The 11,953-nt window shown below is 74.8% G+C and carries 7 protein-coding genes and 1 pseudogene; 1 reads left to right on the top strand and 7 read right to left on the bottom strand.

Annotated features, from left to right (window positions below):
• Positions 1 to 347, bottom strand: a pseudogene (locus tag KVT14_RS04085) (hypothetical protein); the annotation flags it as partial.
• 575 nt (positions 348 to 922) lie between these two features.
• On the opposite strand from KVT14_RS04085, the gene KVT14_RS04080 reads away from it, so the two are divergent.
• Positions 923 to 5,119: a S8 family serine peptidase gene (locus KVT14_RS04080; RefSeq protein WP_217614485.1), complete on the top strand. Its 4,197-nt coding sequence runs from the start codon at positions 923 to 925 to the stop codon at positions 5,117 to 5,119.
• 298 nt (positions 5,120 to 5,417) lie between these two features.
• Here KVT14_RS04080 and KVT14_RS04075 read toward each other — a convergent pair whose 3' ends face one another.
• The 6 genes from KVT14_RS04075 to KVT14_RS04050 form a co-directional block, all read right to left on the bottom strand.
• Positions 5,418 to 6,422: a 5'-3' exonuclease gene (locus KVT14_RS04075; protein ID WP_217614484.1), complete on the bottom strand. Its 1,005-nt coding sequence runs from the start codon at positions 6,420 to 6,422 to the stop codon at positions 5,418 to 5,420.
• 41 nt (positions 6,423 to 6,463) lie between these two features.
• Positions 6,464 to 6,868: a hypothetical protein gene (locus KVT14_RS04070; RefSeq protein ID WP_217614483.1), complete on the bottom strand. Its 405-nt coding sequence runs from the start codon at positions 6,866 to 6,868 to the stop codon at positions 6,464 to 6,466.
• Between the two features lie 42 nt (positions 6,869 to 6,910).
• Complete coding sequence (locus KVT14_RS04065) at positions 6,911 to 7,921, bottom strand: LacI family DNA-binding transcriptional regulator (protein ID WP_217614482.1); 1,011 nt, start codon at positions 7,919 to 7,921, stop codon at positions 6,911 to 6,913.
• Between the two features lie 22 nt (positions 7,922 to 7,943).
• Complete coding sequence (locus tag KVT14_RS04060) at positions 7,944 to 8,852, bottom strand: sugar ABC transporter permease (RefSeq protein WP_217614481.1); 909 nt, start codon at positions 8,850 to 8,852, stop codon at positions 7,944 to 7,946.
• Position 8,853: 1 nt separating this feature from the next.
• Positions 8,854 to 10,497 (bottom strand): ABC transporter permease subunit, encoded by a 1,644-nt coding sequence (locus KVT14_RS04055; RefSeq protein ID WP_217614480.1) that lies wholly within the window; start codon positions 10,495 to 10,497, stop codon positions 8,854 to 8,856.
• A gap of 113 nt (positions 10,498 to 10,610) precedes the next feature.
• Positions 10,611 to 11,855 carry a maltose ABC transporter substrate-binding protein gene (locus KVT14_RS04050; RefSeq protein WP_217614479.1) on the bottom strand — a complete coding sequence of 415 codons (1,245 nt, stop codon included), beginning with the start codon at positions 11,853 to 11,855 and terminating at the stop codon, positions 10,611 to 10,613.
• Positions 11,856 to 11,953: the final 98 nt, after the last annotated feature.

The following is an 11,953-nucleotide window of genomic DNA, read 5'->3' as shown; positions in this document are numbered from 1 at the left end:
GCGGCGGCGGACGACCGGCGGGTCGGGAGCGCGTCGGCGGGGACCGCCGTGGCGTCGGCGGGGGCGACGGTGTCGGCCGCGTCGGCAGGGGTCGGCGTGGCGTCGGCGGGGGCCGCTGCGTCGGCGCGGTCGGCGTCCGCGGGAGCGCGGTCCGCCGCCGGGGTCACGGCGATCACCGCGACGGGGGTCGCGGCGTCGGTGGGACCGTCCTGCGCGGGCCCGGCGGCGCGGCGGCCGCGGGCCCGGAGGGTCGCCGCGACGGCCGGGGCGCCGGCGGCGGAGGGGGTGCCGTCGGCCGGGCCGGTGGTGGAGGAGGGGGCGCTGGTGTCGTGGAGGGAGGACGTCACGGGCGGGGGTGCTGCACCTTCGATCGGGGACGGGGCGGTCGACGCGCCGGGCTCCGCGGGGGCGGGCTGGCGTGCGTCGGTCCGGCCGGTGGGCACGACCGCGCCCACCTCCCCGGGGAAGGCGGGCGTGGGTGTCGTCGCGGTGGCCGGTGCCGCGAGGTCGCGCTCGACGCGCGGGGCTGCGTGCCTGCCGCGGGACGAGCTCCGCGCGGCGGGCATGCGTTCACTCACGGTCGACGAGGTTAGGCAGCGGACCTCGGGGTCCTTCAAGGGCCCGGCGACCGATCCGCGAAGATCCCGTGACGATCCGGCGGGCGATCTTCACGCGATCCCCACACGACCCGGGTGCCGGCGGCCCCCTCGTGCCGCCCGGCCGGCGCGGCGGCGGTGCCGCTGCCTCGGTGACCCGGATCACCCATGCTAGCGACGCCTGTGCAAGCGCTGGAAGGCCAATGTGTGGCGAAACCGTGACGAATCGCCCAGAAGTTTGTAGCGTGAGGCCGCAGTCACCGTCACGCATGACGCCAAGTCATGCCGCGGTGCACCTCTGCATCCTGCCCGACGAACGGATTCCCATGACGCGTCGCTCGCTCCGTGCCTCGTTGACCGTCCTGGCGCTGGCCGCCACCACCACGCTCGGGGGCACCGCCGCCTCCGCCGCTGGGCCGGGCGCCGCGTCGCCACCGCTGCCGCTCGACCCCGGCCTGGCCGCGGGTGCGGGGGACCCGGTCGCGTCGGACGACGTGCTCGCCGGCACGGAGGACAAGGTCTCCTCCGGCCTCGCCGACGCCGAGGGCACCGTCACCGCGTTCGTGCAGCTCGACGCGCCCTCGGGCCTCGACGTCGCGGAGGACGGCGGCGACGCGGATGCGGTCCAGGCCGCGACCGCCCAGGTCGAGCAGGTCGCCGAGGCCGTCGTCCCCGCCGAGTCCGACCCCGCCGCCCGCACCGCCGCGGTCGCGCCGGAGCGGATCGCCACGCTGTCCAACCTGGTCGCCGGCACGCTCGTCACCGGCGACGCCGCGCAGGTCCGGGACCTGGCCGCCTCCGACGACGTCGTCGCGGTGTACCGGGTGACCACCAAGACCGCCGACAACTCCTCCACGGACGCGTTCACCCGCGCGCTGCAGGTGTGGCAGGACACCGGCCAGACGGGCGAGGGCGTCCGGATCGGCGTCATCGACACCGGCCTGGACTACACGCACGCCGACTTCGGCGGCCCCGGCACGGTCGAGGCCTACCAGCAGGCGTACGGCGAGGACGGCACGCAGCCGGTCCCCGAGGGCCTGTTCGACCCGGCCAAGTACCTGGGCGGGTACGACTTCGCCGGCCCGCTGTACGACGCGGACCCGAACTCCGAGCTCCCGGGCGCCACGCTGACGCCGACGCCGGACGACAACCCGATCGACAGCCTGTACACGTCGGACAACTCGGGTCACGGCACGCACGTCGCCGGCACCGCCGCCGGCTACGGCGTCCAGCCGGACGGCACGACCTTCACCGGCGACTACGCCACGCTCACCGACCTGTCCGACTGGCAGGTCGGCCCGGGCTCGGCGCCCGGCGCGGGGATCTACGCCCTCAAGGTGTTCGGCGACATCGGCGGGTCCACCGACCTCACCGGCCTCGCCCTCGACTGGGCGGCCGACCCCGACGGCGACGGCGACTTCGGCGACCACCTCGACGTGGTCAACCTGTCGCTCGGTGCCTCCGCGACCCCGTCCGACGACCCGGACAACCTGCTGATCGACCGGCTGTCCGACCTCGGCACCCTCGCGGTGCTGTCCGCCGGCAACTCGTCCGACATCACGGACGTCGGCGGCTCGCCCGGCTCGGCGGCCTCCGGCCTGACCGTCGCGAACTCCGTCGGCAGCCCGCAGACCTACGACGGCGTCGAGGTCACGGAGGCGCCCGACCCGGCCGCCGTCGGCACCTGGGCCGCGCAGAACTCCATCTCCTACGCCGGGACCGAGGACGTCACCGCCCCGGTCGTCTACCTGGGCGACGGCGTGGACGGCTGCACCCCGCTGACGGACCGCGCGGCGGAGATCACCGGGAACATCGTCTACCTGTGGTGGGACGACGACGACGCCACCCGGGCGTGCGGCTCCGGCGCGCGGTGGAACAACGCCGAGGCCGCCGGTGCGGTCGGCGTGCTGATCGGCACCGAGTCGACCGTGTTCTCGGCGGGCATCGCGGGCAACGCGACCATCCCGGGCGCCCAGCTCACCGCGTCGTCCACCGACGCGCTGCTCCCGTTGATCCAGGCCGGCGGCGTCGTCGCGCACATCGGCCCGTCGCTCGCGGCCTCGGTCACGTCCGACGAGATCGGCGACGCCCTCAACCCGGGCTCGTCCCGCGGCGCGCACGGCTCGCTCGGCATCATCAAGCCCGACGTCGCGGCGCCCGGCACGCTGATCTTCTCGGCGGCCTCCGGCACCGGCGCCGACGCGCAGTCGCTGTCCGGCACCTCGATGTCCTCGCCGCACGTGGCCGGCATCGCGGCGCTGGTCCGGGCGACCCAGCCCGGCTGGACGCCCGCGCAGGTCAAGGCCGCGGTGATGAACACCGCCACGCACGACGTGTGGACCGGCGCGAACCAGTCCGGCACGGCCTACGGCCCGCAGCGGGTCGGTTCCGGCCGGGTCGACGCGCGCGCCGCGGTCGCGGACACCGTGCTCGCCTACGGCTCGGAGGACCCGGACCAGGTGTCCGTGACCTTCGGCGTCGTGGACGTGGGCGCCGAGGCCGTCACGCTGAAGAAGACCGTCACGGTGCAGAACACCGGCACCGAGCCGGTCACCTACGACACCGCGTTCGCCGCGGCCACCACCACCGGCGGCGCGACGATCACCACCTCCCCCGCGACGCTGACGGTGCCCGCCGGCCAGCAGGGGCTGGTCACGCTGACGCTCACCGCCGACCCGGCGACCCTGGAGCGGGAGATCGACCCGACGCAGGCGACCACCCAGGGCGGCGTGCCGCGCGAGTACGTGGCGTCGCTGTCCGGCCGGCTCGTCCTGACCTCGGGCGACGCCGAGCTCCGGGTGCCGGTGCAGGCCGCGCCGCGGCTCGTCTCCGAGCTGACCGCCGACCCGGTGTCGTTCGCCGACGCCGGTGCCGGCACCGCCGCGCTGACCCTCTCGGGCCGGGGCGTCGACTCGGGCGGCTGGACCTCGCTGGTCGCGCCGCTGGCCCTCGGGGCCACCAGCCCGAAGCTCGAGGACGTGCCCGGCTTCGTCACCTCGGACTCCGCGGTGGCCTCGGGAGACCTGCGCTGGGTCGGCTGGACCTCCACCGCGCCGCAGCAGGCGGCCGCGGGCGGGGACCCGGCCGAGGGCTACCTCGGCGTCGGCATCGCGGTGGACGGCGACTGGGCGACGCTCGGCCAGGCCGTGCTCCCCGTCATCGACTGGGACGTCGACCGGGACGGCACGCCCGAGGCCCAGACCGTCGTGCAGAAGCTGAGCGACGCCGCCGACGTCACCGTCGCCGCGACCTTCGACTACGACACCGGCGAGGTGCTCGACGTCCAGGGCGTGAACGGCGCGTTCGGCGACGTGGACACCACGGTGTTCGACAACTCGGTGCTGGTCGCGCCGGTCGGGATCGCCGCGCTCGGCCTCGAGCCCGGGGCCACCCCGGCCGTCACGGTCTGGACGTCCTCGGACTACGCGGCCGACCCGAGCGGCCAGGTCGACGCAACTGAGCCGTTCACGGTGGACCCGTTCGACCCGCCGTACTGGTTCGACGGCGGCGTGACCGACGCCCTGTGGTTCGCGGCGTCCGACGCCACCGAGCTCACGGTGCACCGCTCGGCCACCACGGCCGCCCCGGCGGACCAGCTCCTGGTGCTGCACAGCCACAACGCCGCCCCGACGACGCGGGCCCAGGTGCTCGACGTGGCCGTGCCGGAGGCCGTGGCGACCACCACCACGCTGAAGGTCACCGGGCCGGCGAAGGTCGGCAAGGACCTGACGCTGACCGCGACCGTGGCGCCGGCCGAGGCCACCGGCACCGTGTCGTTCCGCGCGGACGGCACCGAGGTCGCGACAGCGGCCGTCTCGGGCGGGACCGCCACGGCGACCGTCCGGCTCGGCGGCGGGGCGCACGCGCTGACGGCGGTGTTCACGCCGGACACCGCGGCGTTCGCGGGGTCGGAGTCGGCGCCGGTGACGGTCGACGTGAAGAAGGCGGGCTCCACCACGAAGGTCACGCTGTCGCAGAACTCGGGCCGGTACGGCTCCGAGGTCAGCGCGACGGTGACCGTCACGGGCCAGGGCGCGGTCCCGGCCGGCACCGTGGAGATCCGCGAGCGCGGCACGGTCCTGGCCACCGGCGAGCTCACCGCCGGTGAGGGGAACCAGGCGACCGCCACGATCGCCCTGCCCCGCGACCTGAAGTCCGGGTCGCACACCCTCACCGCGGTGTACACGGGCAGCGCGGACGTCGACGGCTCGCAGACCCAGCGCTCCTACCGGGTGCTCGCGACCGTCCCGACGATCAGCCTGGACACGCCGTCGTGGACCGTCTCCCGGGGCGCCACGCCCGCGGTGACGGTCACGGTCGCGGGGCCCGAGGGCGCCCCGGCCGCCGGCGGCAAGGTGACGGTCCTGGCGGGCATCAAGCCCGTCGCCACCGTCGCGCTGACCGACGGCTCCGCCACGGTCACCCTGCCGGCCGTCAGCCGGACCACCACGGTGACCGCGCTGTACACCGGCGACGGCGGGTACACCCCGACGCTGACGATCGGAGTGCTGAAGGTGCGCTGAGACGCGCCCGTCGCGCCCGGACCGGGCGCGACGGGTCGGCGCGCAGGGCGCGCGGCGGCGGTGCGGACGCGGGGGTCGTCCGCTCCCTGGGGCGCCGCAGCCCGGCGCGGGAGGGCGGTGCGGACGGGCCGGGGGGATCCAGGGCCGGCCGCACCGCGAGGGGGGTCACCGGGGGGCGGTGACCCCCCTTCTCCTGCGCCCGGGGCGACGCAGCACGCGGCCTACGCTTCCCTGCCCGCCCATCGACGATCGCGTGCGGCCGCGCAGGAAACCGTAGGTGGAGCGGCAGGGCCGCGCGTCAGCGGTTGGCCAGGGCCGTCAGCACCCGGCGGACGCTCGACTCCAGGCCCCAGCGGGCCGTGAGGTCGACCAGGGCCGCGCCGTCGACGGGCTCGCGCGGCAGCGCGAACGCGTCCGGGCCCGCCGGCGGCGCGCCGTCCGCCAGCCGCACCGGCGCGTCCGCGGCGACGCGCACGACCCCGGGCGCGACCGCCAGGTAGTCGTCGGCGGCGACGAGGCGCTGCCGCTGGGTCGCGGTGAGCCCGCGGTCGCCGGCGTCGCGCGCGGCCAGCAGCCCTGGCAGGTCGTCGTACTTCGCGAGCATCGCGGCGGCGGTCTTCTCCCCGATGCCGGCCACGCCGGGCAGGCCGTCGCTCGGGTCGCCGCGCAGCACCGCCATGTCGGCGTAGGCGCTCCCCGACGCCACGGCGTACTTCTCGCGCAGCCGCGCGGCGTCGACGACCTCGATGTCCTTGATCCCGCGGATCGTGTAGAGCACCCGCACGGGCGCCTCGTCGTCGACGAGCTGGAACAGGTCCCGGTCGCCCGTCACGACGAGCACCGGCGACCGCTCCCCCGCCAGGCGCGCCACCTCGCGCGCGGTGAGGGTGCCGATCACGTCGTCGGCCTCGTAGCCCTCGGCGCCCGCGCGGGCGATGCCGAGGGCGGCGAGCACCTCGGCGATGACCGGCACCTGCGGCGCCAGCGCGTCCGGGACCTCCTCGGCCACCGCCACGCCGTCGGACGACGCGGCCGCCGCGGCCTCGGCCCCGCCGACCGCCCGGTGCGCCTTGTACGACGGGATGGCCGCGACCCGGAACGCCGGTCGCCAGTCCTCGTCCCAGCAGGCCACGAGCCGGTCCGGCCGGTGGTCGGTGACCAGCCGGGCGATCATGTCGAGCAGGCCGCGCACCGCGTTCACCGGCGTGCCGTCGGGCGCCTTCACGGAGTCGGGGACGCCGTAGAACGCCCGGAAGTACAGGGACGCGGAGTCGAGCAGCATCAGCGCGTGACGGTCGGCCATTCCCCGAGTGTGGCAGGCGCGGCCCCGCGGCGGGCACCGCGTCAGGAGGCGAACACGTCGGCCAGCCACGCGCCGAGCCGGGTGAGCGCGTCGCGGGCGTCGCGGGCGGTGAGGTCCGCGGCCGCGTGGGCGAGGTCGTCCCGCCCCGCGGCGCGGAACAGGTCCGGGACGTCGACACCGTTGAGCCGGGCCTCGGTCACGCGCGGGACGTCGCCCCGTTCCACGACGACGTACAGGTCGGTGCACGCGCCGTCGTCCGGGCTGTCCTCGGCAACGGCGGTGAACGGGTACCGCGCGAGGAGTCGCCGGGCGTCGGCGCAGTGGATCGACGACACCCCGCCGGCCTCGGCACCGACCTGCGCGGCCGCGAACCCCGCGGTGGTCAGCGGGCAGTCGAGGGCGGCGCGGAGGTGTGCGGCGAGCTCGGCGTCGGAGACAGCGGCCATCTCCCGAGTGTGGCAGCGGGCGGCGCCCTTCGCGGCGCGCCGTCAGGCCGAGGCCCGCTCCACCAGCGAGGTCGGCAGCGTGATCCGGGCGGGCTCCGCCCCCTCGACGACCTCGAGCAGCAGCCGCACCATCTCGGACGCGATCCGCTCGAACGGCTGCCGCATCGTGGTCAGGCCCGGCTCCAGCGTCGCGGCGAGCCCGGAGTCGTCGAAGCCGCCGACCGCCACGTCGCCCGGCACGGACCGCCCGGCCTCGCGGAGCGCGACGAGCGCGCCCGCGGCCATGAGGTCGGAGGCCACGAACACGGCGTCGAGGTCGGGCCGCCGCTCCAGCAGCTCGCGCATGGCCGCCTGCCCGGAGGCGCGCGTGTAGTCGCCGTGCGCGACCAGGTCGTCCTCGTACAGGTCCCCGAGCGCGGACCGGTACCCCGCGAGCCGCCGGAACCCGCCCGGGGTGTCCATCGGCCCGGTGATCGTCGCGACCCGGGTCCGGCCGCGGGACAGCAGGTGCTCGGTCATCCGGCGCGCGCCGCCCGCGTCGTCCGCGGACACCCAGCCGATCCGGTCCTCGTACCCCAGCGGCTCGCCGCAGGCGATCGTCGGGACGCCCTGGCGCAGCAGCTCGCCGACGACGGGGTTGCCCCGGTGCGACGAGATGAGCAGCACGCCGTCGACGTGCCCGGCGGCGACGTAGTCGGTGATCCGCCGCCGCTCCTGCTGGCTGCCGGCGACCATGAGCAGCAGCGGCATCTCCCGCGCGGCCAGCGCCTCGGCGGCCGCGCGCAGCAGGATCGAGAACGTCGGGTCCTCGAACAGCAGGTGCTGCGGCTCGGTCAGCAGGAACGCCACCGAGTTGGACCGGCCGGTGACGAGGCTGCGCGCGTGCTGGTTCGCGGAGTACCCGGTCGAGCGGATGGCCTCCTGCACCGCCGCGAGCGCCTCGGGCGACACCCAGTGCCCGCCGTTGAGCACCCGGGACACGGTCCCGCGTGAGACGCCGGCGGCCGCGGCGACGTCGCGGATCGTCGGGCGTCGGCGCGCGGTCGTGTCCACGACCCCTGACCTTACGGGCACGTCAACCCTTCACGGAGCCGGCGGACAGGCCGCCGACGATGTACCGCTGCAGCGACAGGAACAGCGCGAGCACCGGGATCGAGCCGACGACCGCGCCGGCCGCGAACAGCCCCCACCGCGAGGTCAGCTGGTTGGACACCCACTGGTACATCCCGACCGCGAGCGTCCAGTTCTCCTCGCTCGTCAGCACGATGCGCGCCAGGATGAAGTCGCCGAACGCGGAGATGAACGCGAGCAGCGCCACGACGGCGAGGATCGGCGTCACGAGCGGCATGATCAGCCGCCAGTAGATCTGCGAGTGCGTCGCGCCGTCGATGCGCGCGGCCTCGTCGATCTCCCGGGGCACTGAGTTGAAGAACCCGTACATGAGGAACGTGTTGGCCCCGAGCGCGCCGCCCAGGTAGACGCAGATCAGCGCGACCCGCGAGTTCACGCCCAGCGCGGGGATCACGTTCCCCAGCGAGATCAGCAGCAGGAACACGGCGACGAACGCCACGGTCTGCGGGAACATCTGGATGATCAGCAGCGAGGTGAGCGACGCGCGCCGCCCCTGGAACCGGAACCGGGAGAACGCGTAGGCCGCGGCGGCGCCCATGAGCACCGCGCCGAACGACGCGACGCCGCCGATCAGCAGGGTGTTGCCGACCCAGGTCCAGTAGAGGGTGTCGCCGAGCGCGACGAAGTTGTCCAGGCCGACGGTGCGGAACAGCGAGCTGGACCCGGCGAGCGAGCCGGACGGGTCGAGCGCGGCGGACAGCGCGTAGACCAGCGGGAAGACCGCGTAGAACACGATGACGAGTCCGACGGGGTACTTCCAGCCGATCTCCGCCCACCACCGCGTGCGGCGGGCGCGGGTCGGGCGGCCGGCGGCCGGGGCGGCGGTCCGCTGCGCGGGGTTCGCGAGAGCCATCTCAGATCTCCTCGAGCTTGCGGGTCCGGCGGAACGCCAGGCCGGAGACGACGCCGATCACGACGAACACCACGATGGACAGGGCGCTGGCGAGGCCGTAGTCGGCCCGGCCGCCCGAGACCCCGGAGATCTGGTAGATCGCGGAGATCAGGATGTCGGTCGACCCCATCGGCGTGCTGGCGCCGGGGAAGGCCGGTCCGCCGCCGGTGAGCATGTAGATGATCGTGAAGTTGTTGAAGTTGAAGGCGAACGACGCGATCGCGAGCGGGGCGGTCGACACGAGCAGCATCGGCAGCGTGATCGACCGGAACTGCCGCCAGCGCCCGGCGCCGTCGACCCGGGCGGCCTCCATGACGTCGCCCGGCAGCGCCTGCAGCGCGCCCGTGGTGACCAGGAACCAGTACGGGTAGCTGAGCCAGAGGTTGACCCAGAGGATCGCGGCCTTCGCCAGCCACGGGTCGGAGAGCCAGCCGATGTCCGCGCCGAAGAAGAACCAGTCGTTGATGACGCCGAACTCGGAGTTCAGCATGCCGCGCCACAGCAGGGCGGACATGAACGCCGGGAACGCGTACGGGAGGATGAACAGCGTCCGGAGCACCTTGCGGCCGCGGATGCGCGGGTCGTTGTAGATCAGCGCGAACAGCAGGCCGAGCCCGAAGCTGGTGAGCACCGTGAGGATCGCGAAGGCGAACGTCCACACGGCCACCTTGAGCAGCGGCCCCGCGTAGCTCGCGTCGGTGAAGGCCCGGACGAAGTTGTCGAACCCGACGTTGACGTACCAGCCGGCGGCCAGCCGCTCGCCGTCCTCGGCGACGAACTGCCCGCGGTCGCTCGGGCTGTAGACGGCGCCGGTCTCGGTGTTGGTGATCGTCTGCGCGTCGGGGTCCCAGACCAGCCGCGAGGTGTACACCGCGGCGGTCGTGCCCTCGCGGGTGCGCAGCGAGCCGTCCTCGGCGTCGTCGGAGACCGGGACGCGCAGCGCGACGACCTCGGCCTGCAGGTCCGTGTCGGAGTACAGCTGGGCCCGCGGCACGACCTCCCAGCCGGGCACCGCGACGGGCGTGCCGCGGTCGTCGACCTGCGCGCCGCCGACCGCGTCCAGCGGCTCCTCGGCGGTGCCGACCCGGACGGTGCCGTCGTCGTTGACCGCGAACCCGAGCGCGTCGCCGTCCCGCACGACCGCGAGCGGGTACTCCGGCGAGCCCTCCACCTGGCGCTCGTCCTGGATCAGGGCGGCGTCGACGGCCTGCTGCATGCTGCCCAGGTGGCCGGTGCCGTAGTTGGTGAAGGCCACGTAGCCCGTGTAGAGCAGCGTGAACATCTGGAACACGGCGAGGAACACCAGGCCGGGGAACAGGTACTTCAGCGGCAGCGCGCGGCGGGCGAAGTAGATCCAGTCGGCCGCGGCGAGCAGCACGACCAGCGCGGCGAGCACCACCCAGGCGCCCGCCCGGTAGGCCGACAGGATCGCCAGCACGCCGCCCGCGTTGACCACCATCATCAGCAGGAGCTTCACGGCGAAGCCCCAGCCGAGGCCGCGCCAGGCGCGGGCGTGCGACTCGCGGGGCTCCGGGGAGCCCGGCTCGCCGGAGCGGTCGGGCGGGGTCCCGGGCGGGTGCTCGGCGGTGCTCGTGCCGACGGACATCGTTGCTCCTCGTGCGGGTGGTGGCGGGCGCGGGTCCCGGGGGGCGGGCGCGCGGCCCGGGGTGGTGCCGGTGGTGCGGGCGGGGCGCGCACGCCCCGCCCGCACCCGGGGGGTCAGCCGATCGCGGACTCGACGCTGGTGACCATGGAGGTCCAGGTGCTGTCGGGGTCCTGGCCGGTGATCAGCGCGATCTGCGCGGCGTTCCAGAAGTCCCAGACGGCGCCCATCTCGGGGATGTTCGGCATCGGCACGCCGTTCTGCGCCGACGCGAGGAAGCCGGCGATGACCGGGTCGTCGCTGACCTGCTCGGCCACGGCGGTGAGCGCCGGGATGCGCGGGTCGGCGTCGTACAGCGCCTGCTGCGCCTCGTCGGTGGCGACGTAGTTCGCGAGGAAGTCGTTCGCGAGCAGCGCGTTGGACGACTGCGCCGACAGGTAGAAGCCCTGCACGCCCACGAACGGCGCCGCGGTGCCGCCGCCGGCCGACGGGATCGGGCTGACCGCGACCTCGACGCCCGCGTCCTGGTACGTGGGGATGGTCCACGGGCCCTGGATGATGAACGGCGACTGGCCGGTCGCGAACAGCTCGTTGCCGATGTCGTAGTCGACGGTGTCGGTGAAGTAGCCGGTGCCGGCCGAGCCGTTCTCGTGGATCCACCGGGCGTAGGCCAGGCCGGCGTCGCCGCCCATGCCGACCTCGGAGGTGTACGAGCCGTCCTCGTCCTGGACGAACACGGGGGCGCCGAACGACGTCTGGAAGGCGTACGAGGTGTACATGTCACCCTCGGCGCCGTTCGTGTAGAGGATGAACGGCCGGTCGGCGAAGCCGGCGTCGGTCGCCATCTGGATCATCTCGTCGAACGTCTGCGGGGCGGTGTCGCCCACCAGCGCGGTGTTCTGGATCAGCGCGACGGACTCCTGCGCGTACGGCAGCGCGTACAGCTGGCCGTCGTACGTGAAGGCGTCGAGCGTGACCTGCTCGAAGTCGTCGGCGCGGGAGCCGAGGCTGATCGTGTCGACCACGCCGGACTCGACGAACTCGCCCAGCCAGTCGTGCGCGCCGACGGTGATGTCCGGGCCCTCGCCCGTGGGGACCTGGGCGAGGAAGTCGGCCCGGAGGTCCTCGAAGTTCTTCTGCACGACCGTGACGGTCGCGCCGCTGTCGGCCTCGAAGTCCGCGGCGGCGTTCTTGATCGCCTCGGCGCGCTCGGCGTCCGACCAGATCACGAGCTCGCCGCCCGACCCGGCCGCGGGTGCGCCGCTGTCGGCCGTCGTGGCGGGGGCGGGGTCGCCGCTGCACGCGGCGAGGAGGGCCACGGTCGCCGCTGCGGCGACGCCGGCTGCGAAGTGCCTGCGCATGTGTCGTCCTTTCCAGGAGGGCCGCCGCTCGCGCGTCGATCGCGTCGTCGCGACCCGTGGTGTGTGCGGGGGCGCTCGGTGCGCCGCCGCGGTACGGG

The organism is Cellulomonas sp. GbtcB1 (assembly GCF_019091725.1).
Lineage (GTDB): Bacteria > Actinomycetota > Actinomycetes > Actinomycetales > Cellulomonadaceae > Cellulomonas.
The sequence above is the reverse complement of the archived record's forward strand: the minus strand, read 5'-3'. Positions and strand labels throughout refer to the sequence as shown.

Coding starts and splice junctions, on each gene's coding strand:
- KVT14_RS04050 (WP_217614479.1), bottom strand. CDS start 11,855: ATGCGCAGGCACTTCGCAGCCGGCGTCGCCGCAGCGGCGACCGTGGCC.
- KVT14_RS04070 (WP_217614483.1), bottom strand. CDS start 6,868: ATGGCCGCTGTCTCCGACGCCGAGCTCGCCGCACACCTCCGCGCCGCC.
- KVT14_RS04055 (WP_217614480.1), bottom strand. CDS start 10,497: ATGTCCGTCGGCACGAGCACCGCCGAGCACCCGCCCGGGACCCCGCCC.
- KVT14_RS04075 (WP_217614484.1), bottom strand. CDS start 6,422: ATGGCCGACCGTCACGCGCTGATGCTGCTCGACTCCGCGTCCCTGTAC.
- KVT14_RS04060 (WP_217614481.1), bottom strand. CDS start 8,852: ATGGCTCTCGCGAACCCCGCGCAGCGGACCGCCGCCCCGGCCGCCGGC.
- KVT14_RS04080 (WP_217614485.1), top strand. CDS start 923: ATGACGCGTCGCTCGCTCCGTGCCTCGTTGACCGTCCTGGCGCTGGCC.